Origin of the sequence: Kribbella sp. NPDC004536, assembly GCF_042873835.1 — a bacterium.
Lineage (GTDB): Bacteria > Actinomycetota > Actinomycetes > Propionibacteriales > Kribbellaceae > Kribbella.
Map to the genome: position 1 here is coordinate 274,377 of NZ_JBIALY010000005.1, position 21,828 is coordinate 296,204.

Below are 21,828 nucleotides of genomic sequence, written 5' to 3' on the forward strand. Positions count from 1 at the left end.
AGACTCTGAAGGACGGCTATGAAGCAGGTTGCCCAGAACTACAAGTCCGGCGAGCTGGCGGTGCTCGACGTACCGCCGCCGGCCTGCGCGCCGGGTGGGGTGCTGGTGCGTTCGCTGTACTCGCTGATCTCCACCGGCACCGAGCTGATGAAGGTCGGCGAGGCGAAGCTGTCACTGGTCGGCAAGGCGAAGGCGCGGCCGGACCAGGTCCGCAAGGTACTCGACACCGTCGCGCAGCAGGGGGTGATGAGTACCTACAAGAAGGTGATGAACAAGCTCGACTCGTACACGCCGCTCGGGTACTCGCTGTGCGGGGTCGTGGTCGAGGTCGGGGCTGGTGCCGAGGAGTTCAGCGTCGGGCAGCTGGTTGCCGCGGCGGGGAACGAGTTCGCGCTGCACGCGGAGTACAACTGGGTGCCGTTGAACCTCTGTGTGCCGGTGCCGGACGGGGTCCCGGCTGAGCAGGCCGCGTTCTCCACCGTCGGTGCGATCGCGATGCAGGGTGTGCGGCAGGCCGAGGTACAGCTGGGTGACACCGCGGTCGTGATCGGGCTCGGGCTGGTCGGGCAACTGGTCGTACGGCTGCTGGTCGCGGCCGGGGTGCGTGTCTGGGGGATCGACACGGTCGCCGACCGCTGCCGGATGGCGGAGAAGGCCGGCGCTTTGCACTGCTCGTCGCCGGACGAGGCGGGAGTGGCCGCGCTCGAGCGGTCGTTGCTGCAGGCATCTAATGGGCTGGGCGCGGATCACATTCTGCTGGCTGCGGGTGGGCATTCCAACGGTCCGGTGGAGACGGCGGCGCGGTTGGCGCGGGATCGCGCGCGGGTTGTCGACATCGGCAAGACGAAGCTCGACCTGCCGTGGAACGCGTACTACGACAAGGAGCTGGACGTCCGGTTCTCGCGGTCGTACGGTCCTGGGCGGTACGACGACCGGTACGAGCTGCAGGGCATCGACTACCCGGCCGGCTACGTACGCTGGACCGAACGCCGCAACCTGGAGTGCTTCGTCGACCTGATCGCCCGCGAACAGATCGACATCGGCTCCCTGATCGCCAACACCTTCCCCATCACCGAAGCCACCGACGTCTACCAAAAACTCAGCACCAACACCTACCCCGGCGTCGGCTTCCTCTTCGAATACCCGAAAGAAGAAGCTGCCGAGCTCGACCATCGCCCCGTCGTGGGAGTCAGCCGTCGACAGGAAGCTGTTCCTACAGATGTTGTGCGGGTGGGGTTTGTGGGGGCGGGGAACTATGCGTCCAGCATGCTGCTGCCGCATCTGCAGAAGGATGAGCGGGCAGTGTTGGCGCGGGTTGCTACCAACAAGAGTCTGTCGGCCGCGAACGCTCAGCGGCGGTTCGGGTTCGAGGGGGTGTCGACCGACGCGAACGAGGTGCTGGCGGACGACAGCCTGGACGCGGTGTTCGTGGTGACCCGGCACAGCTCCCACGCGGAGTTGGCCTGCCGGGCGTTGGAGACCGGGAAGGCGGTGTTCGTCGAGAAGCCGCTGGCGCTGACCGACGACGAGCTGGACCGGATCGTTGCCACAGTGGATGCCACCGGCAACGACCGGCTGATGGTCGGGTTCAACCGCCGGTTCGCGCCGCTGCTGACCGACCTGAAGGACCGCTTCGGCACCCCGGGCGGCAACAGCTCGGTCCGCTATCTCGTGAACGCCGGCAAGCTCGACTCCACCAGCTGGTACCTCGACGCCGGCAAGGAAGGTACGAGGTTCGCCGGCGAAGGCGGCCACTTCATCGACACGCTCACCTGGTGGCTGAACAGCCTGCCGACCGAGGTGTACGCGGTACCCGGCCCGGACACCGGCGACGTCCTCGTCACGCTCCGGTTCGCGAACGGCTCCGTCGGCACGATCGCGTACGTCGGCGGCGGCAACGCGCGCTTCCCGAAGGAGACGATCGACATCACCGGCGGCGGCCGCAACGCCCGGTTCGACAACTTCCAGGCCGCGTCGGTGTGGACCGGGCGCAAACCCGCCACCCGCAAGTCCCGCAGTACCGACAAGGGCCAGCGCACCGAACTCGAGCGCTTCGTCGCCGCCGTCAAGTCCGGCGGACCGATGCCGATCCCGTTCGAGCAACTGGTCGCCACCACCCGCGCCACCATCGCAGTCGACCGCAGCCTGGCCTCCGGCAAACCGGAGACCGTGTGACCCGCCAGCCCTTGGGCTGGTACGTCCGCCGCCTGCGCCGGATGTCCCCCACCGAACTCATCCAGCGCACCAGCGATGCCGGACGGCGGACTGCCTGGGCCTACCAGCAGGTCAGGCCCGGGCAGGACGCAAACCTGCATCTCCCGATCCGCAACGACCGGACGTTCGGTACGACGCTCGCGGCGAACACCGCCCGCGACGTCCCCGAGGAAGCCCGCAAGGCGGTCATCGAACAGGCCGACGCCATCATGGCGGGCAACCTCGAAGTACTAGGTGTCGACCGTACGGATCTGAAGGCCCCGGACTGGTTCCGCGACCCGGTCACGGGCCGCCGTTCGGACCCGGCGCAGTACGTGTTCAAGCTGAACCACCGCAACGAACAGGCCGTCGGCAACATCAAGCAGGTCTGGGAGCTGTCGCGTCACCACCACCTGACCCAGCTGGCCGCCGCCTGGTTCCTGACCCACGACGACCGGTACGCCGAACGTGTCGCCGACCACCTCAACGACTGGTGGCGCGCGAACCCGTTCCTGTCCGGTGTGCACTGGGCGAGCGGCATCGAGGTCGGTCTGCGGCTGATCAGCTGGACCTGGATCCGCCGCCTGCTCAATGACTGGCCTGAGATCACCAGTCTGTTCGAACACAACGAGCTGGCGCTGCAGCAGCTCTACTGGCACCAGCGCTACCTGGCGGCGTTCCAGAGCCACGGCTCGTCTGCGAACAACCACGTCATAGCGGAAGCAGCCGGTCAGCTCGTAGGCGCCTGTGCTTTCCCCTGGTTCAGCAAGAGCGACCGCTGGCGTACGAACGCCGCAGCCCTGCTGGAGAAGGAGCTGGACGCCAACACGTTCCCTTCCGGTGTGAATCGCGAGCTGGCCACCGACTACCACCGCTTCGTCTCAGAGCTCGGCCTCTACGCCGCACTGGAAGCAGACAACGCCGGACACCCACTCAGCCAAGACACGTGGTCCCTGCTGACCCGCACGGTCGACGTAGCCGCAGCAATCGTCGACAACCGGCTACGCCCACCACGGCAAGGAGACGACGACGAGGGCATGGTCTTGGTACTGGACCCGCCGGACGCGAGCACGTGGTCGGCGTACCTGTCTCTTGGCGCTGCTGTGGTCGGTAAAACGCCTTGGTGGCCGGACAGCCCGAGTACGGCGACCTCGGTCATCGTCGGCTCGCTGATCAACGGCCGGCAGCCAGACCGCCCCGCTGAACGCCCAGGCCACTTCAGGGACGCCGGTCTGACCATCCTTCGCAGCGACGACGTGTGGTGCCGAGCGGACGCCGGCCCGCACGGCTTCCTGTCCATCGCCGCGCACGCGCACTCCGACGCGCTGTCCCTGGAGGTGCGCGTCGACGGCGTGGACGTCCTGGCAGACCCCGGGACGTACTGCTACCACGGCGAAGAGGAGTGGCGGAACTATTTCCGCTCGACGATCGCCCACAACACCGTCGAGGTGGCCCGTGCCGAACAGTCGACGTGGGGCGGCCCGTTCCTCTGGCTGCGCGGGGCAACCGGCAAGGTCGTACGGCACTCCCCCACCACGTGGGAAGCCGAACACGACGGCTACGCCCCCGTGACACACCGGCGTACGGCGACCCTCGAGAACGGCGTACTCCGCGTGGAAGACCGCCTCGACGCCACCGCGGACGTACGGATCGCGTGGCAGCTGGGGCCGGACGTGGTGGCGGACCTGGCAACCGGTCAGCTGCACTGGACGGGCGGAGACGCCGTGGTCGAGCTGCCGGCCGGGCTGACGTGGACGGCGTACCGCGGTAGCGACGACCCGCTCCTCGGCTGGTACTCGCCGCGCTTCGGTCACAAGGTGCCGGCCACGACCCTGGTCGGCGAAGGCACGCTCGGAGCCGGCTCGGTCGCGGTCAGTACCTTTCGTTTCCGTTTCTGACCACGGAAGTTGTATCACCTCCCGCCGGTCGCCCTCTAATAACAGGACATGACCGTGACGTTCGACTGGAGGGGACTGTGAGCGCACAGCAGCTCGACGTCAAGAAGTCCTGGCGGGCACTGCGCAGACACCGCCTGATCGTGGCCGCCGCGGCAGCGGTCGGCCTGCTCGGCGGGATCGCGTACGGGCTGTTGGTACCGGCCATGCACACCGCCACCTCGCTCGTCGTCCTGCCGCCGACGCCGGCCACGAACACCAACACGGCCACCACGGCGGATTCGCAGAGCATCGACACGCAGGTCTACATCGCCGAAAGCGAACCGGTGCTCAGCAGCGCCGGCCAGAACATGACGCCGCTGTTGTCGGCCGAGAAGGTCCGCGCGCGGGTGAAAGTCACCGCCGTCACCGACTACGTCATCAAGATCGAGGCGAAGGGAACGACGGCACAGCAGTCGATGAGACTGGCGAACGCGGTCGCCGAGGTCTACCTGGTCTTCGTCACCACGGACCAGAAGCTGCCCGGCGACCTGGGGAGGAAAACGGGGGCACGGGTGCTGGAACGAGCGACCACCGCACAAGGCGGCAATCTGGCCGTCCATCTCGGCATCTTCGGTCTGCTCGGCGCGCTGGCGGGCGCCGCGGCCGGCTCGATCGGGGTGCTGGCCAGGGTCCGCGGCGATCGCCGGCTGCGGCTGCGGGACGAGATCGCCGACGCGGTCGCGCTGCCCGTACTGGCCTCGGTCTCGTCGTACCGGGCCACCGACGTGTCCGACTGGACGTACCTGCTGGACCACTACTCGCCGACGTCGGTCGAGGCGTGGAACCTGCGCAAGACGCTGCACCACCTCGGGCTCGACGTCCGCGGCGGTACCCCGGTCTCGCTGACCGTGCTCTCGTTCACAGGCGACGAGCGCGCGCTGCCGTTCGGCGCGCAACTGGCGGCGCTGGCGACCTCGATCGGCATCTCCACCTCGATCGTGATCGACACGCTCCAGGAGCCGCCCGGCGCGACCGCCCTGACCATTCATCTGGTCGTGGTCGACCGGGACCAGCCCCACCTGGCCGGCACCGAGCGCACCACGAACACGATCATCGCCTTGTCGGCCGGTGTCGTCACGGCCGAGGAACTGGCCCGGCTGGCGGTCGCCGCGGCGGCCGACGACCGCGAGATCGACGGCCTCGTGGTCACCGATCCCGACCCGACGGACCGCACCATCGGCCGGGTCTCGCCGTCCACCCGCCGCTCCAGTTCGCGACTGCCCACCCTCCTCACCGGCACGGCGAGGAGGACCAAATGAGCAACCAGCCCTACACCGAGCCTGCCTCCGGCGACCCGGTCTGGACCGACGACGACGGCCTGTTCGACGCCGAGCGATCGGCGGCGTTCCCGCCGGACACCCTTGTCACCTTCCGGTTCCTCCGCGACGCGCTCCGCCGGCATCTGCGGATCTGGGTGACGCTGGGGATCATCGGACTGGCCGGCGGACTGGCGTCGACCGTCGTGCTGCCCGCGCCGAGCTCGTCGCTGACCCGGCTGCTGATCACCCACCGCGACGGCGAGGACCCGGTCACCCAGATGGCGACGGACGTGAGCCTGGCGACCACGCACACCGTCGCCCAGCGGGTGATCGACCTGCTCGCGCTCCCCGAGACCCCGGACGAGCTGCTCAAGCAGTACGACGTCGTCGCCCCGACCGACCGGGTGATGGAGATCACCGCCAAGGCCAAGACCACCGACGAGTCCACCAAGCTGGCGACGGTGATCGCGCAGGTCTTCCTCGTCTACCGCAAGGAGCAGATCGACCTGCAGGCCGCTCCGCTCAGCCGTGACCTGGTCGCGTCGCAGAACGCCCTGGCGCTGGCCGAGCAGGCGGTCAGCGCGACCGGCGACGACCCGCTGGCCGACCCGCTGAAGAATCCGAACACCCCGCAGGGCGTCCGGCTCGTCGCCGCGCGCGAGCGGGTCGCGTTCGTCCGCCAGCAGCTGATGGACCAGCAGGTCCAGGACGCGAAGATGAACAGCAGCCGGATCCTCGACGTGGCCGCACCGGTGCACGTCTCGGCGAAGAAGACGATCGCGATCAGTGCTGCCACCGGCATCATCGCGGGACTCTTCCTCGGCCTCGGGTTCGTCATCGTCAGGGCCCTGATCTCCGACAAGCTGTGGAAGCGGCAGGACATCGCCCACGCGCTGGGCGCCCGCGTCCGGCTGAGCACGGCGCGGCCGCCCCGGTGGCAGCTGCTCCCGTTCCCGCGGATGCTGCGCGAGTCGCAGCGCCGCAACCCGGAGAACAAGCTCATCGTCCAGCACCTCGACCAGCGCATCTTCTGGGCCGAACGACCCACACCGGCGATCACCGTGGTCAGTGTCGACGACGTCCGGACGTGTGCCCTCGCGGTCGCGTCGCTGGCGGTCTCGCTGGCCGAGGACGGCAAGTACGTACTGGTCGGCGACCTGAGCGAAGGCGGCGACCTGGCGCACCTGCTGGGCGTCAAGGAGTCCGGTACGCACGAGTCGACGTTCAGTGCGGCCGGACGGCGGATCGACGTACATCTGGCCGACCCGCACGGCGGCCCGTCCGTGGGGGCGTACCTGCGGATCGGCGACACCGGCCGCCCGGCCGGCACCCAGGACATCGCGCTCGACGCAGCCTGGGAGGCCGCCGACATCGTGCTCAGCCTGGCCACGCTGACGCCGGCCCTCGGCGCGGACCACCTGGCCACCTGGTCGTCTCACGCCGCCGTCCTTGTGACCGCGGGAGAGACGACCACGACCAAGATCCACGCGACCGGTGAGATGCTCAGGCTGGCCGGACTCGAGATCGACACCACCGTGGTGCTCCGTCCGGACCGCACCGACGAGAGCGTCGGCGTCGCCGAGGCCGAGGCCGGCCACGCCCGGTCCGTCGACGTCGAGATGTTCGGCCGATGACCACGGTCAGTACCCAGCCCGGCAGCCAGCTGACCACGAGGCTCCGACCCCGTCCGACCAGGCGGGTGGTCGCACCCGAGGTCAGACGGCGCCGCCGGGTCCAGCTGGCCTGGGTCCTGCTGGTGGTGAACGTGATGACGTTCTTCCCGGGCGCCCCGCACATCCTCCCGATCCCGGGGGCCGTCGGGAAGCTCATCACCCAAGGCTCCCTGCTCGGCGCGCTGACGGTCGTGCTGACGGTGAACCGGCCGGTCCGGATCCGCCGCAGTGTCTACGTCGCCCTGCTGCTGACGTTGGCCGTGGAGGGTCTCCTGGCGAGCGTCCGGGCCGAGTTCCTACTGGGCGCCCTGTTCCGAGCGAGCCGGCTCTGCGGATTCGCTCTGGTGCTCTGGCTGCTCACTCCGTGGTGGACACGCCGTGACCTGCTGCTGGTCCGTACGCACCTGATGGCGCTGTGGGGAATCATCGCCACCGTCGTCGTCGGGTTCCTCGTCGCACCCGGCCTGGCGATGACCGAGAACCGGCTCGGCGGCGCTCTCTGGCCGATCCCACCGACCCAGGTCGCGCACTACTCCGCGGTGGCCATCGGCCTCACGGTCGTGCTCTGGATGTCCGGCCTGCTCAAGCGAACGGTGGCGTTCACCAGTGTCGTGGTGTCCGTCCCGGTCCTCCTGCTCACCCACACCCGGACCGCCCTGGTCGCGATGGTGGCCGGTGTGACGATCGCGGGACTCAGCCTGTTCACTGCCCGCTCGCGGGTACGGAAGGCGTTCGCGGTCGGCGTCGTCGTCTTCACCCTCGGCGCGCTGACGCTCGGCTCGGTGGTGGCGACCTGGCTGGCTCGTGGCCAGGACACCGAGCAGCTGGGTGCGCTGACCGGTCGCAAGGCGGTGTGGGACGCGATCCTGGCGCAGCCACGCTCGACCTTCGAGACCCTGTTCGGGTTCGGCCTGTCCAACAAGTCGTTCCACGGGCTGCCGATCGACAGCAACTGGCTCGGCACCTACTACGACGTCGGGCTGGTCGGTGTCGCGCTGACGATCGTGATGGTGCTGTTCGTCCTGACCGCCGCCTGGTTCGTACCGCAAGGACCGCACCGGGCGCTCGCCCTGTTCCTCGTCGCCTACTGCGTGGTCGCCTCGTTCACCGAGAGCGGACTCAGTGAGGCGACGCCGTACCTGCTCGAGCTCACGCTGGGGGCGTCGCTCGTCTATCAAGCATCCACCCGTGAGGGTCAGATGCCGCTCGTGCACAGCTGATCGACCCCCCATCGCCCCCCGGATGAGGAAGACAAATGGAGCATCGCGTGTGGTACCGACGTAGACCTGTCGTGGTGGTCGGCGCGCTCGTCCTCGCCGCCGCCGCCACGGTCACGATCGTGCGCCTCGGCGACCAGGACGACCACGCCCGGACACCTCGCGCGGGCTCGTCGGCCGCAACTTCCGCGGTGCCGGGGCAGGCTCCGCAGACACCACCCGCCAAGGTGTGCGGCAACGCCGCGTTGCTCGCCGGTCCGGCCGCGGCGCCGGCCGGTGCGGTCACGGTCAGCCCCAGGCAGAACCTCGCCGACCTGACCAGGGCAAACCCCAGGCGTACGACGTTCTGGTTGGCTCCAGGCGTCCACCTGCTGGGCGCCGGCGAGTACAGCCAGGTGATCCCGAAGGCCGGCAACACCTACATCGGCGCGCCCGGGGCGGTCCTGGACGGCGCCAAGGAGAACCGCTACGCGTTCACGGGCCTCGCGAGCAACGTCACGGTGAAGAACCTGACCATCCAGAACTTCGGCGGCCGCGGCACCAACAACGACGAGGGCGTGGTCAACCACGACTCGGCCGCCGGCTGGGTGATCGAGCACAACACGATCCAGGACAACGCCGGTGCCGGCCTGATGATCGGCACCAAGAACGTTGTGCGAGGCAACTGCCTGACCGCGAACGGCCAGTACGGCTTCAACGCGTACAACCCGCACAACGTGGCGGGTGTCGTCCTCGACGGCAACGAGATCTCCGCCAACAACACCGACGACTGGGAGGTCCGCCGGCCGGGTTGCGGCTGTACCGGCGGCGGCAAGTTCTGGATGACCAGCAAGGGCGTCGTACGGAACAACTGGGTCCACGACAACAAGGGCGTCGGCCTCTGGGTGGACACGAACAGCGTCGGGTTCCTGTTCGAGAACAACTACCTGTCCGACAACAGTGCCCAGGGCATCATCTACGAAGCCAGCTACAACGCACTGATCCGCGGCAACACGTTCGTCCACAACGGCTGGGAGGCGGGTCCGCGGATCCAGGGCTTCCCGACCGGTGCGCTGTACGTGTCCGAGTCAGGCAGCGACAGCCGGGTGCCCGGACCGTACAACAAGAAGTTCGAGATCACCGGCAACGTGTTCACCGACAACTGGTCCGGCGTGATCCTGTGGGAGAACGCGGACCGGTTCGCCGGTTCGCCGGCCAACACCAGTACGCACTCGAGCACCCTGGTGAACCCCGCGGTCACGGCCAGAACCTGCACGGAGGCGAACCTCCCGAAGGAGCCGTACAAGGACGACTGCCGGTGGAAGACCCAGAACGTCCTCGTCCACGACAACCTGTTCTCGCTCGACCCGGACAAGATGGCCGACAACTGCGGGGCCCGAACCGGCTGCGGCTACAACGGCCTGTTCTCGAACTGGGGGACGTACCCGGCCTGGAAGGACTCGCCGTACCACGACGACGCGATCCAGGACTGGATCACGTTCAAGCAGGGCAACTCGTTCTACGACAACACCTACGCGGGCCCGTGGCACTTCCTGATCCACGACCAGGGCAACTCCGTGAACTGGGCGATGTGGCAGGGCGCTCCGTACGGCCAGGACCAGGACAGCGTGGTCAAGATCATCACCCCGGGAGGTCGCTGATGGTGCGTGCAACAGGCGAGCGCGGCGACGCCGACAGGGTGGCGGAGGTCGCGGCCGCGGGCCGCGCGGCGTACCTCGACCACGACTGGGACCTCGCGGTGCTCGACCTGGTGTTCGACAGCCTGGTCGACACCCCGGACGGGGCCCGGCTCCCGGTCCGCCGGCTCCGGTTCGCTGGGCACAACTGCACCGTCGAGGTCACGACCAGCGGCGACAGGCTGCTGACCGTGAACCTCGCGGTCAGTCCTGACGGACCGGTCGTGGTGGAGTCACACATGCCCGGCGTACGTGGCCCGCTGGCGATCCTGTGGTCGCGCGGCCGGACGATGACCTGGATGCGGCCACAGCTCACGAGCTTCGTCGTACGCTGGCCGTCGACAGGTCATCTGCCGGTCCGCACCGCCTGGGTTCCGCTCTAGGAGATTGGTTCCGCGCTAGGAAACGCGGCGCTGGCTGTCCTGGTTGTCGAGCAGCACCCGGAGCTTGTCCAGGCACCGGCCGCGCATCGGCCCGATGCTGCCGACCGGCAGCCCGAGCGTCTCGGAGATCACCGCGTACGGCAGCGGCGGGTCCGCCATCAGCATGCCGAGCAGCTGCTGCCACCGCTCCGGGAGGCTCCGCAGCGCCCGGCGTACGTCGTCGGCGCGCTCCCCCGCGATCAGGTCCGCGTCGAGCGCCGGCTGATCCGCCGGCACCCCCTCCAGTACGGACGACTCGTACGTGAGCAGCACGCGCTTGCGGAAGGCCAGCACCCGCAGGCATTCCCGGCGGGTGGTGACCACCAGCCAGGCACCGACCCGCTCGGGGTCGACGCGGTTGACGTGCTCGAGCAACCGCAACCAGACCACCTGCGAGACGTCGGCGGCGTCGCTGTCACTGAGCTGGAAGCTCCGGGTCACGGCCCAGACGAGCCGCGCATAGTGGTCGACCAACCGGCTCCAGGCATCCTGGTCCCCGGCCGCGGCCTGGATCACCAGGGCCGCGGCTTCGGATCGGGTGTCGGCCGACCTCTCCATTACTACGGTCACGAATTCCCCCCTCGGGAATGCACAGCAAAAATGCACAGCAATCAGTACTGCAACCGCCTAGTACGCGCCGTCGCTCCCCAGCACGGCGCGCGCGGTCTTCCACAGAATCAGCAGGTCCAGCGCGATCGACCAGTTGTCGGCGTACCGCAGGTCGAGCCGCATCGACTCCTCCCAGGTCAGGTCGCTGCGGCCACTCACCTGCCACAGGCCGGTCAGCCCCGGCTTCACGAGCATCCGGCGCGCGTCGTCGATCTGGTACTGCGCCACCTCGGCAGGAAGCGGCGGCCGCGGGCCGACCAGTGACATGTCCCCCCGGAGCACGTTCACCAGCTGCGGCAGTTCGTCGATCGAGAACCGGCGCAGGTACTTGCCGACCTTCGTGATCCGCGGGTCGTCGCGGAGCTTGAACAGGATCCCGTTGCCCTCGTTCAGCGAGTGCAGCTCGGCCTTGCGTTCCTCGGCGTCGACCACCATCGTGCGGAACTTCAGCATCCGGAACTGCTCGCCGCCACGGCCGACCCGGGTCTGCTTGAACAGCACCGGTCCACGGCTGGTGAGCTTCACGACGACCGCCGTGGCCAGCAGCAACGGCGTCAGCGCCAGCAGCATCAGGCAGCCGACGATCCGGTCGAAGATGTTCTTCAGCACGTGCGGCCCGCCGCTCACCGACGGCCGCTCCAGGTGCAGCAGCGACAGCCCGGCGACCGGGCGGATCGAGATCCGCGGCCCGGCCACCTCGACGATGCCCGGCGAGACGATCAGGTCCACGCCGCGCTGTTCCAGCGCCCAGGAGAGCTTGCGCAGCGAATGCCCGCTGAGCTCCGGGTCGGCCGCCACCGCGACGACCTCGACGTCCCATTCGTCGACGGCCTTCAGGATGTCCATCTCGCCCCGGCCCAGCAGCTCCGGTTCCGGCTCCTCGAACGCGTCGCCGCGCGGCAGGCAGCTCGCCACCACGACGTACCCGTCGGTCTTCCGCTCCTCCAGGTGCCGGCGCAGCGTGGTCACCTGGTCGTTGCGGCCGACAACGAGTACCCGGCGCATGCAGCGGTTCAGGAACCGGCGCTTGGAGATCTGCCGGTGCAGCAGCCAGCGGGCGAACATCGCCGCCAGACAGGTCATCGGTACCGCGAGGACGACGAAGCCACGCGCAACCTGGCTCTTCGTCGCGTACGACGTCACGGCGACCACCGCGGTCAGCGCGACGGCCGCCCGGATGATCGAGCGGAACTCCTCCGGCCCGGTGCCGAAGTAGCGGGACTCGTAGCCCCGCTCCAGCGCCACACAGACCAGCCAGGCGACCGGCAACGCGGCCCCCAGCAGCACGTAGCCGAGGTTGATCTGGGCCCCGAACCGGACCACCAGTGCCAGCGACACCCCGAACAGCGCGGCCGCCAAGTCACCGGCGAGCGCTGCCCACCGGTACTTCGCGACCCAGCGCGGCTCGGTGAACCGCGCTGCGCGCGGCACGATCGCCGGTACTTCGTCCGGTACCACCCAGACCGGCCGACGACGCTCCCCCGACGGCGCCGGCCGTAAGTCAGCCGGATCGGCCAACCCCTCGGACATGACGAACTCAGTCACGCACAGTCACCCCCCACAGGTGAAAAAGCGAAACCCGCGACCAACCCACTCCCCGTCACGGACCTCGTCCAACGTCGCCCCCACAACGACGTGAACCAGAGAGTACTACGTGGCCGCAGCGGAAAACAGCACCCGCGGCGAGTGTTTACCCCCAAGCAACCCGACTCCCAGGTTCCGGAATACAAAGACCCCCGGGAACCCGTTTCCGGATTCCCAGGGGCCTCAAACGACTACTTCAAGTGATCAGTTGCCGGGTCGGGGCAAGGATCGCCAAGTGTCAGTCGGCGCTGCGTCAGCCGGCGATCAGCCCGTCGCCGCTGATCAGTTCGCGCATCTCCGCCAGCGAGCTGTCCGACGGGGGCAGGATCGCGTCGGAGTCGTGCAGCTCGTCGTCCGGCACCTTCTCGCCGGAACGGACGAAGTCCAGCAGGGCCGCGAACGCGGACTGGTACGCCGCCTCGTCGCCGGACGACACGGCCTTCTCCAGGTCGCCGTCGACCGCGTTGAGCGCGTCCAGCTTCTCGTCGGCCAGTCGCCACTGGCCTTCACCCATGATGCGAACGATCACCGAACATCTCCGTCCTGAGGTCGCGCCGGCTCCGAGACTGGTTGGGTGGCCGGCTGCTGCACTGGCTGGGCGGGCTGGGCGGCCTGCTGTCCCTCACCGGAGAGCTCCTTCGGCGCACTGCCGCCGGCCAGCTGGGCCTTCATCGCGGCCAGCTCGTTCTCCACGTCGGAGCCGGACGACATCCGGTCCAGCTCCAGGGTGATGTTGTCCTTGACCGTGCCGCTGGCGTCGTCGAGCGCGCCGGAGGCGAGCAGCTCGTCGATCGCGCCGGCCCGGGCCTGCATCTGCTGGGTCTTGTCCTCGGCCCGCTGGACCGCGAGACCGACGTCGCTCATCTCCTCGGAGATGCCGGAGAAGGCCTCGTTGATCCGGGTCTGCGCCTCGGCCGCGGTGTAGGTGGCCTTGATGGTCTCCTTGCGGGTCCGGAAGGACTCGACCTTGGCCTGCAGCCGCTGGGAGGCGAGCGTGAGCTTCTCTTCCTCACCCTGCAGCTGCGCGTGCTGGGTCTGCAGGTCGTCGATCTGGCCCTGCAACCCGGACTTGCGGGTCAGGGCCTCCCGGGCCAGGTCCTCGCGGCCCATCGAGAGCGCCTTCTGCGCCTGCTCCTGCAGCTTCGCCGACTGCGACTGCAGCTGGGACGCCTGCAGCTCCACCCGCTTGCGGCTGGTGGCCACGTCGGCGACGCCGCGGCGGACCTTCTGGAGCAGCTCGAGCTGCTTCTGATACGAGTAGTCAAGGGTTTCGCGAGGATCCTCGGCCTTGTCCAGGGCGGAGTTCGCCTTGGCCTTGAAGATCGTCGACATCCGCTTGAAGATGCTCATCGATATCCGTACCCCTTCTGTGCCGGACTGACGACCCGGCGTGCGTGTCATCCACCCTATGTCCCTATGGGTCACCAGACCATCAGGACCGGCCCGGATAAAGTAGTCGTGAGGTCCGGGGACCACCCCGAGTCGCGACCTGCCCTGCGAATGAGGTTCTGACCCCGTGTTCCGTCGTACCAAGTCTGAGACAGCTACCACCGTACCTGCCGAGCCCCAGGGCAAGCCGGGCGGCAAGGGCCGTCCCACGCCGAGCCGCAAGGAAGCAGAGGCGGCCCGCAAGCAGGCCTTCAAGAAGCCGCGCAACCGCAAGGAGGCCTCGGCGATCCGGCGGGACAAGATGCGCACCGAGCGGGCCAAGATGCAGGCGGCCATGCAGACCGGCGACGACCGGTACCTGCCGGCCGCCGACAAGGGCCCCGTCCGGCGCTTCGCCCGGGACTACGTGGACGCGCGCTACTCGGTGATGGAGTTCGCGCTGCCGATCCTGCTGGTGGTGTCGCTGGTCGGCGTGGTGTTCTCGCCGCAGTTCCCGTGGCTGGCCGGGATGGTCAACCTGCTGTTCCTGTTCATGATCCTGCTGATCGCGGCGGACTGGTTCCTGCTCACGCAGGGACTGAAGAAGCAGCTGCGGATCAAGTTCCCGAAGGAGTCCACCAAGGGCATCGGCTTCTACGCGGTCCGGCGGACCATGCAGATGCGCCGCTGGCGGCTGCCCAAGCCGATGGTGAAGCGCGGCGAGAAGCCGTCCTGAGCCCTGGCAAGTAGGGTTTCGCTATGGACTTCCGCTATCTGGGCAACAGTGGTCTCAAGGTCAGCGAGATCTCGTACGGCAACTGGCTGACGCACGGCTCGCAGGTGGAGAACGAGCAGGCGAAGGCCTGCGTCCGGGCGGCCCTGGAGGCCGGCATCACGACGTTCGACACCGCCGACACCTACGCCAACACCAAGGCCGAGTCGGTGCTCGGCGAGGCGCTGGCCGGCGAGCGCCGCGAATCGCTGGAGATCTTCACCAAGGTGTACTGGCCGACCGGTCCCGGCGGACCGAACGACACCGGCCTGTCCCGCAAGCACATCCACGAGTCGGTCAACGGTTCGCTGCGGCGGCTCGGCACCGACTACGTCGACCTCTACCAGGCGCACCGGTACGACACCGAGACGCCGCTCGAGGAGACGATGGAGGCCTTCGCCGACGTCGTCCGGCAGGGCAAGGCGCTCTACATCGGCGTCTCGGAGTGGACCGCGGAGCAGCTCCAGGAGGGCCACCGGCTGGCCCGCGAGCTGCGGATCCCGTTCGTCTCGAACCAGCCGCAGTACAGCATGCTCTGGCGGGTGATCGAGGGTGAGGTCGTCCCGGCGTCGGAGGAGCTGGGCATCAGCCAGGTGGTCTTCTCGCCGATCGCGCAGGGCGTGCTCACCGGCAAGTACCTGCCCGGTCAGCAGCCGCCGGAGGGTTCCCGGGCCACCGACGCGAACGGGTCGAACTTCATCAAGCGGTTCCTCACCGACGACGTGCTGACCCGGGTCCAGGAGCTCAAGCCGCTGGCCGCCGAGGTGGACCTGTCGCTGTCGCAGCTGGCGATCGCCTGGGTGCTGCAGAACCCGAACGTCGCCTCCGCGATCATCGGCGCCTCCCGGCCCGAGCAGGTCACCGAGAACGTCAAGGCTTCCGGCGTCAAGCTGGACGACGACCTGCTGAAGCGGATCGACGAGGTGCTCGGCCACATCGTCGAGAGCGACCCGGCGAAGACCGCGCAGAACTCCCCGCAGAAGCGGCCGAACTCGTGAGCTGGAGCTGGCGGTTCGAGACCGCTACCGGTGCGCTGGTCGACCCCGGTGAGGTCGGCGGCGCCGACTTCTCCGCCCAGGGCGACGCGGAGAGCTGGCTGGGCGAGGTCTGGCGGGACCTGGCCGACCGCGGGGTCGGGCAGGTCTACCTGCTGGAGGACGGCCGTGAGGTGTACGGCCCGATGAGCCTCTCCTCTGCAGAGTAAGCTTCGGTCGAACCACAACGCCTGCGTCACAGGGAAGCCGGTCCGAGTCCGGCGCTGACCCGCAACCGTAGGTCACCAGATTGGTGACGAGCCGGAACACTGGGACGCAGGCAGTCAGGCTCAACTACCCGCCGTGGCCCGCGGGTGGAGCCCCTACCCTGCCGGTGCAGGCGGGACCTCCTCCATCGGGCTGCGGCCCGACCGAGGAACGACAATGACTGCACCATTTCGAACTGGCCGGACCGTACGCCTGGTCCTCAGCCTGCTGGCGGGTCTCCTGCTGGCTGGGACCGTTGCCACCTCAGCCCGCGCGGAGGACGGCTACCGCTTCTGGGGCTACTACCAGTGGACGAACGGCCAGTGGGCGTTCTCCCAGAAGGGCTCCGACGCCTACGTCCCGCCGGACGGAGCCGTGGAGGGCTGGCGGTTCGCCCTCGGTGGCGCGAAGCCGCGCGTACCGCGGGCCGCCGGCGACTTCGCCGCGATCTGCGGCAAGACCCCCGCGGAGAACGGCAAGAAGCGGGTGGCGCTGGTCGTCGACCCCGGTACGCCGGAGGACGCTCTGACTGGTGAAAAGCCCAGTCCGGCCACCGGTACCTGTGTCGTGACCGCGACAGCCTCGACCGGCGCGCAGGTGCTCGCCGCGACCGGGCCGGTACGGATCGAGAAGGGCCTGACCTGTGGGATCGCCGGGTACCCGGCGAAGGGCTGCGGCGACCAGGTGAAGGACATCAAGGTCCCGGCCACCGACCCTCCCGTGACGCTGGAGATCAAGTCCGCGGTGGGTTCGGCCGCGCCCGCTCCGGCCGCCTCGGACAGCAGCGGTACGCCGTGGACGGGCATCATCATCGCGATCGTGGTGGTCGTACTCCTGGCCGGTGGCGGCCTGTTCCTGAACCGTCGGCGTACCGCAAGCAAGTAGATGCGTGCCGTCCACAACCTCACACTCCCCCGGGCACTCCACCCGGGGGCTTGGTGGTTGTGGGCGCTCTGCATGGCGGTCGCAGCCAGCAGGACGCGGAACCCGGTCCTGCTGGTCCTCATCCTCGCCGTGACCGGCTTTGTCGTTGCCGCGCGCCGGAGCGACGCACCGTGGGCGCACAGCTTCACGGCGTTCTTGAAGCTCGGTCTGCTGGTCATCGGGATCCGTGTGGTCCTGCAGGCATTGCTCTCGACCCGCTCGCAGGGCAACACAGTGCTGTTCACCCTGCCGCAGATCCCGTTACCTGACTGGGCCGCCGGCGTGAAGCTCGGCGGTCAGGTCACGGCAGAGGCCCTGGTGACCGCTCTGTACGACGGTGGCCAGCTGGCGGTGATGCTGTGCTGCGTTGGTGCGGCCAACGCGCTGGCGAGCCCGCGGCGGTTGCTGAAGTCGTTACCGGGGGCCCTGTACGAGATGGGCGTCGCCTGCGTCGTTGCGCTGACCTTCGCGCCACAGCTGGTCACGGACGGCCGCCGGATCCGTGCAGCCCGTCGTCTACGCGGCCGTACTCGCGCCGGCTTCCGTACGACGGCCATGCCGGTTCTCGAAGGTGCACTGGACAGGTCGGTGGAGCTGGCCGCTGCGATGGATTCCCGCGGGTACGGGCGTACTGCACAGGCTCCTCGTGGTCAGCGCCGGCTCACGGCGTTGTGCGTACTACTTGGCCTGCTGGGGATTCTGCTCGGTGTCTACGCGTTGCTGACCGACTCCATGGCGTTCCCGCTCGCAGCCGGCGCGCTGGCGGTCGGCGTAGTACTGGCAGTCGCTGCGATGGCCGTAGGACGCCAGCGGGTCAGCCGTACGCGCTACCGGCCCGACCCGTGGGCCCTGCCCGAGTGGCTCGTCGTAGCGGCCGGTGCGATCGCCGCCGGAGCCATGGTGACCGCAGCCGTCCGCGGCGTGAACGGTCTACTACTGGCGGGACCGTTGGTCGTCCCACCGGTCCCAGTACTGCCGGTCCTCGGCGTACTGGTCGGCCTGGTGCCCGCGCTGGCCGCCCCACCGCTCAAGAAGGGCGCCGCATGATCGAGTTCGACCAGGTGACGGTGACGTACGACGGTGCGCGCGAGCCTGCCCTGCGGGAGGTGAGCTTCACCGTGCCGGAGGGTGAGCTTGCGCTGGTCATCGGCCGGACCGGCTCCGGTAAGTCCACGTTGCTCCGGGCAATCAACGGGCTGGTGCCGCACTTCACCGGCGGTACGCTCGCCGGACGGGTGCTGGTGGCCGGGCGGGACACCCGGGAGTACCGGCCGCGGGACCTTGCGGACGTGGTCGGGATGGTCGGGCAGGACCCGATGGCCGGGTTCGTCACCGACACGGTCGAGGACGAGCTCGCGTACAGCATGGAGTCGCTCGGCGTGGCGCCGGACGTGATGCGGCGGCGCGTGGAGGAGACGCTCGACCTGCTCGGGCTGGCCGACGTACGTGACCGGGCGCTGACGTCGTTGTCGGGCGGCCAGCGGCAACGGACCGCGATCGGTGCGGCGCTGACGTCGCATCCTGCCGTACTCGTACTGGACGAGCCCACGTCGGCGCTCGACCCACAAGCGGCCGAGGAAGTGCTGGCGGCGCTGCAGCGGCTGGTGCACGATCTTGGCGTCACGGTGGTCATGGCTGAGCACCGGCTGGAGCGGGTGATCCAGTACGCAGACAGGGTGATCGAAGTACCGGGTGGGGCCGCCGCCGTGTCGACCGGGCTGCCTGCTGAACGGATGGTCACAGCACCCGTTGCACCACCTGTCGTAGAGCTAGGACGGCTCGCTGGCTGGTCACCACTTCCGCTTTCTGTACGGGACGCACGGCGCGCTGCAACAACCCTGCGCTCTCATCTCACCCCTCCTCCCTCGCGGCGTGCGAGACCACTAGGACCGGAGCTTGCCCACTGCAAGGACCTGGTAGTCAGCTACGGCACTGTCACCGCGCTGCGCGGTGTCTCCGTCAGCATCAAGGCCGGCGAGGTGGTCGCGCTGATGGGCCGCAACGGCGCAGGCAAGTCCACACTCCTCAACGCATTGGTAGGCATCGTGCCGGTGCGCGCTGGCAGCGCAGTCTCGGCCGGGACAGACCCGCGTCGAACCAAACCCAAGCAGCTCGTCAAGGCGGTCGGCCTGGTACCGCAGGAGCCCGCTGACCTGTTGTACGCCGCCACTGTCGCCGACGAGTGCGCCAGCGCGGACTCCGACTTCAAGGTGCCTGCCGGTAGCTGCAGGCGCTTGCTGGAGCGGCTCGCGCCGGACGTGGCATTGGACGTACACCCGCGTGATCTGTCCGAGGGACAACGGCTGTGCCTCGCGCTGGCCGTCGTACTGTGCGGTGCGCCGCCGTTGCTGCTGCTGGACGAGCCCACGCGTGGACTGGACTACGGCGCCAAGCGACGCCTGGTGGCGATCCTGCGCGAACTGGCGGCTGCCGGACACGCGGTGGTGCTGTCGACGCACGACGTGGAGATGGTGGCCGAGGTCGCCACCCGGGTACTCGTGCTCGCGGAGGGCGAACTGGTCAGCGACGGCCCGACGGCCGAGGTGATCGCCGGGTCGCCGGCGTTCGCACCCCAGGTCGCGAAGATCTTGGCACCGCTGCCGTTCCTGACGGTCGGACAAGTCGCCGAAGCTCTGGACCGAGCCTCATGAATCTGATCCGCCTGAAGCCTCGCAGCACCGTCGCGTTACTCGTCGCGTCACTCGTCGGCGTGCTCGCCTTCGCGTGGCCGCTGTTCTTCCAGACCTCGCAGGTCGGCGAGTCGGCGATCGGTCACACGACCGACGCCCCCTGGCTCTTCGTGTTGCTGCTCCCGCTGCTGGTGGCCGTCGTACTCGCGGAGCTCTCCGAGTCCGGCATCGACGCCAAGGTGATCTCGCTCGTCGGCATGCTCGCCGCGGTCGGCGCCGCGCTGCGGGCGTTGGGGCCCGGCACCGCGGGGCTCGAGCCCGGATTCTTCCTGCTGGTGCTGGCCGGGCGGGCGTTCGGCGCCGGGTTCGGGTTCGTCCTGGGGGCGGTGTCGCTGCTCGGCGGGGCGCTGATCAGCGGTGGGGTCGGGCCGTGGATGCCGTTCCAGATGTTCGCGTGCGCGTGGGTCGGGTGCCTGGCCGGGCTGCTGCCGCGGGTCGGCGGGCGGCTGGAGTTGCTGGTGCTGGCGGCGTACTCGCTGGTGTCCGGGGTGCTCTACGGGATCGTCATGAACCTCTGGTTCTGGCCGTACGCGACGTTCGGCAGCGACTTCTCGTTCGTGCCCGGTGATTCGCTGGCGGAGAACCTGCACCGGTACTTCCTGTTCGTGGTCGCGACCTCGCTCGGGTGGGACATTCCCCGTGGGATCCTCTGCGCGGTGCTGGTGCTGGTGCTCGGGCGGCCGATCCTGAACGCGTTCCGGCGGACCGCACGCAAGGCGGCGTTCGAAGCGCCGGTGGTCTTCGAACCTGGGAGGACAGATGCCTGACCGTACGTTGGTACTCGGCGGCGCGCGCTCCGGCAAGTCGATCGCGGCCGAGCGGCTGCTGGCCGGCGTACCGGACGTCCTGTACGTCGCCACCGGCGGCGACGACGCCGGCAACCCCGAGTGGGCCGGCCGCGTCGCCAAACACCGCGCCCGCCGCCCCGCAACCTGGGGCCTCGCCGAAACCGTCGACCTGGTCCCATTGCTGGAAGCCGACGGCCCACCGCTGCTGATCGACTGCCTGACCCTCTGGCTGTCCCGCACCATGGATGCCCTGAACGTCTGGGACGACCTCGCGCGCACCGACCTCGGCGCAGCGCATCCCACCCGCATCGAGCTCGTCGAGCAGCAGATCAGCCGCCTGGCCGACGCCTGGCGGTCCACCCCGCGCCGTGTAGTTGCCGTCAGCAACGACGTCGGCTCCGGCATCGTCCCCGCCGACCCCGGCACCCGGCTCTTCCGCGACCTGATGGGCCGCCTCAACACCACCATCTCGCTGTCCTCCACCCAAGCTCTCTGGACCATCGCCGGCCGAACCATCCCCCTCACATGAGTAGCTGGGGTGATGGCTTCCGGCTCTCGTTCGGGACTCTGACCGTGCTGCCTAGTGGTGTTCCCCGGCGGGTGGATCGGGTGGTTGGTGGGCGCGCGATGGTGCTGGCGCCTCTGGTCGGCGTCTTGGTCGGTGCGGTTGCGGCCGCCGTGGTTGCGCTGGCTCAGCTTCTGCGGCCGGAGGCCGACCTGCTGGCGGCTGTGCTCGGGGTGCTGGTGGTCGCGGGGTTGTCGGGTGGTTTGCACCTGGACGGGCTGGCGGATTTCGCGGATGCGCTCGGGTCCCGGCGGGATCGGGAGACGATGCTGCGGATCATGAAGCAGAGCGACATCGGGCCGTTCGGAGTGGTCGCGATCGTCGGCGTACTGCTGGTCGACGTCGCCGCGCTGACGGCTTGCCTGCAGGCCGGCTTCGGCTGGCAGGCAGTGCTGATCGCCACCGTCGCAAGCCGCCTCACCCTCCCCTGGTCCTGCCGTACGACAATCCCCGCCGCCCGCCCCGACGGCCTCGGCACCGTAGTAGCCACCACCGTCCGCCCGCTCACCGCCGATTTCGCAACAGCCCTCGTCCTCGCACCAGCCATCGGCCTCACGTGGCTGTCCCACCCCGCCCTCACCCAGCAGCACGCGACAACCTGGCTTCGCCTCTGCGGTGTCGCAGCCGCCGTGCTGACGGCCGTCGCAACCAGCTTCATCACCAGCCGTCAGGCGACCAAGAAGCTGGGGGGAACCACCGGCGACGTGCTCGGTGCAACCGTCGAACTCGCCTTCCCGGTTGCACTCCTGACCCTCGCCCTGACCGTGTGAGCGCTCACCTCCACCACCCCGTCCCCACGGTGGTCTACTGTCGCCGGTGGAACGATCAAGTGGGGTAGTGACGGTGAGGTTGCGGATGATGTTTGTGGCTCACGACGAGTGGACGGCCGGGTACGCCCCGCGATCCGTTA

At 68.9% G+C, this 21,828-nt stretch carries 20 protein-coding genes and 1 riboswitch; of the genes, 16 read left to right on the plus strand and 4 right to left on the minus strand.

Going from position 1 to position 21,828, the window contains the following annotated elements:
- Nucleotides 1-18: 18 nt before the first annotated feature.
- The 7 genes from ACFYRU_RS37205 (at nucleotide 19) to ACFYRU_RS37235 (ending at nucleotide 10,338) form a co-directional block, all read left to right on the plus strand.
- Entirely contained in the window at nucleotides 19-2,175 is a 2,157-nt protein-coding gene (locus ACFYRU_RS37205) for a bi-domain-containing oxidoreductase (protein ID WP_387668032.1), read from the plus strand.
- Nucleotides 2,172-4,091: an alginate lyase family protein gene (locus ACFYRU_RS37210; protein WP_387668034.1), complete on the plus strand. Its 1,920-nt coding sequence runs from the start codon at nucleotides 2,172-2,174 to the stop codon at nucleotides 4,089-4,091. The genes ACFYRU_RS37205 and ACFYRU_RS37210 overlap by 4 nt, the downstream gene beginning before the upstream one ends.
- A 77-nt stretch (nucleotides 4,092-4,168) precedes the next feature.
- Nucleotides 4,169-5,389, plus strand: coding sequence for a Wzz/FepE/Etk N-terminal domain-containing protein (locus ACFYRU_RS37215; protein ID WP_387668037.1), 1,221 nt, complete (start codon nucleotides 4,169-4,171; stop codon nucleotides 5,387-5,389).
- Nucleotides 5,386-7,023 carry a hypothetical protein gene (locus tag ACFYRU_RS37220; RefSeq protein ID WP_387668039.1) on the plus strand — a complete coding sequence of 546 codons (1,638 nt, stop codon included), beginning with the start codon at nucleotides 5,386-5,388 and terminating at the stop codon, nucleotides 7,021-7,023. Before ACFYRU_RS37215 ends, ACFYRU_RS37220 begins: the two co-directional genes overlap by 4 nt.
- A complete protein-coding gene (locus ACFYRU_RS37225) occupies nucleotides 7,020-8,282 on the plus strand; it encodes a hypothetical protein (protein WP_387668042.1) in 1,263 nt (420 codons plus the stop codon). Before ACFYRU_RS37220 ends, ACFYRU_RS37225 begins: the two co-directional genes overlap by 4 nt.
- Nucleotides 8,283-8,317: 35 nt before the next feature.
- Complete coding sequence (locus ACFYRU_RS37230; RefSeq protein ID WP_387668044.1) at nucleotides 8,318-9,919, plus strand: right-handed parallel beta-helix repeat-containing protein; 1,602 nt, start codon at nucleotides 8,318-8,320, stop codon at nucleotides 9,917-9,919.
- A complete protein-coding gene (locus tag ACFYRU_RS37235; RefSeq protein ID WP_387668047.1) occupies nucleotides 9,919-10,338 on the plus strand; it encodes a hypothetical protein in 420 nt (139 codons plus the stop codon). Before ACFYRU_RS37230 ends, ACFYRU_RS37235 begins: the two co-directional genes overlap by 1 nt.
- 15 nt (nucleotides 10,339-10,353) lie before the next feature.
- Here the strand turns inward: ACFYRU_RS37235 and ACFYRU_RS37240 are convergent, their stop codons facing one another.
- The 4 genes from ACFYRU_RS37240 to ACFYRU_RS37255 form a co-directional block, all read right to left on the minus strand.
- Nucleotides 10,354-10,947 (minus strand): RNA polymerase sigma factor, encoded by a 594-nt coding sequence (locus ACFYRU_RS37240; RefSeq protein WP_387668049.1) that lies wholly within the window; start codon nucleotides 10,945-10,947, stop codon nucleotides 10,354-10,356.
- Between the two features lie 57 nt (nucleotides 10,948-11,004).
- The gene (locus ACFYRU_RS37245) at nucleotides 11,005-12,531 is read right to left on the minus strand and encodes a sugar transferase (RefSeq protein WP_387668052.1); all 1,527 of its coding nucleotides are present in this window, start codon (nucleotides 12,529-12,531) and stop codon (nucleotides 11,005-11,007) included.
- Between the two features lie 292 nt (nucleotides 12,532-12,823).
- Nucleotides 12,824-13,099: a hypothetical protein gene (locus ACFYRU_RS37250; RefSeq protein ID WP_387668055.1), complete on the minus strand. Its 276-nt coding sequence runs from the start codon at nucleotides 13,097-13,099 to the stop codon at nucleotides 12,824-12,826.
- Nucleotides 13,096-13,920, minus strand: coding sequence for a PspA/IM30 family protein (locus ACFYRU_RS37255; protein ID WP_387668058.1), 825 nt, complete (start codon nucleotides 13,918-13,920; stop codon nucleotides 13,096-13,098). Before ACFYRU_RS37255 ends, ACFYRU_RS37250 begins: the two co-directional genes overlap by 4 nt.
- Nucleotides 13,921-14,086: 166 nt before the next feature.
- On the opposite strand from ACFYRU_RS37255, the gene ACFYRU_RS37260 reads away from it, so the two are divergent.
- The 9 genes from ACFYRU_RS37260 to cobS all read left to right on the plus strand — a co-directional run bounded on the left by ACFYRU_RS37260 (nucleotide 14,087) and on the right by cobS (nucleotide 21,688).
- Nucleotides 14,087-14,674: a DUF3043 domain-containing protein gene (locus ACFYRU_RS37260; RefSeq protein ID WP_387668060.1), complete on the plus strand. Its 588-nt coding sequence runs from the start codon at nucleotides 14,087-14,089 to the stop codon at nucleotides 14,672-14,674.
- Nucleotides 14,675-14,697: 23 nt separating this feature from the next.
- The gene (locus ACFYRU_RS37265) at nucleotides 14,698-15,708 is read left to right on the plus strand and encodes an aldo/keto reductase family protein (RefSeq protein ID WP_387668063.1); all 1,011 of its coding nucleotides are present in this window, start codon (nucleotides 14,698-14,700) and stop codon (nucleotides 15,706-15,708) included.
- Nucleotides 15,705-15,914, plus strand: coding sequence for a hypothetical protein (locus ACFYRU_RS37270; RefSeq protein ID WP_133999242.1), 210 nt, complete (start codon nucleotides 15,705-15,707; stop codon nucleotides 15,912-15,914). Before ACFYRU_RS37265 ends, ACFYRU_RS37270 begins: the two co-directional genes overlap by 4 nt.
- A 32-nt stretch (nucleotides 15,915-15,946) precedes the next feature.
- A riboswitch (cobalamin riboswitch) is annotated at nucleotides 15,947-16,014 on the plus strand.
- Between the two features lie 114 nt (nucleotides 16,015-16,128).
- Complete coding sequence (locus ACFYRU_RS37275; protein ID WP_387668066.1) at nucleotides 16,129-16,836, plus strand: SCO2322 family protein; 708 nt, start codon at nucleotides 16,129-16,131, stop codon at nucleotides 16,834-16,836.
- Nucleotides 16,837-17,922, plus strand: coding sequence for an energy-coupling factor transporter transmembrane component T (locus ACFYRU_RS37280; protein ID WP_387668069.1), 1,086 nt, complete (start codon nucleotides 16,837-16,839; stop codon nucleotides 17,920-17,922).
- Nucleotides 17,919-19,526 carry an ABC transporter ATP-binding protein gene (locus ACFYRU_RS37285; RefSeq protein WP_387668072.1) on the plus strand — a complete coding sequence of 536 codons (1,608 nt, stop codon included), beginning with the start codon at nucleotides 17,919-17,921 and terminating at the stop codon, nucleotides 19,524-19,526. Before ACFYRU_RS37280 ends, ACFYRU_RS37285 begins: the two co-directional genes overlap by 4 nt.
- Nucleotides 19,523-20,332 (plus strand): ECF transporter S component, encoded by an 810-nt coding sequence (locus ACFYRU_RS37290; RefSeq protein WP_387668075.1) that lies wholly within the window; start codon nucleotides 19,523-19,525, stop codon nucleotides 20,330-20,332. The genes ACFYRU_RS37285 and ACFYRU_RS37290 overlap by 4 nt, the downstream gene beginning before the upstream one ends.
- Nucleotides 20,325-20,882: a bifunctional adenosylcobinamide kinase/adenosylcobinamide-phosphate guanylyltransferase gene (locus ACFYRU_RS37295; RefSeq protein WP_387668078.1), complete on the plus strand. Its 558-nt coding sequence runs from the start codon at nucleotides 20,325-20,327 to the stop codon at nucleotides 20,880-20,882. The genes ACFYRU_RS37290 and ACFYRU_RS37295 overlap by 8 nt, the downstream gene beginning before the upstream one ends.
- Entirely contained in the window at nucleotides 20,879-21,688 is an 810-nt protein-coding gene (gene cobS / locus ACFYRU_RS37300) for an adenosylcobinamide-GDP ribazoletransferase (RefSeq protein ID WP_387668080.1), read from the plus strand. Before ACFYRU_RS37295 ends, cobS begins: the two co-directional genes overlap by 4 nt.
- Nucleotides 21,689-21,828: the final 140 nt, after the last annotated feature.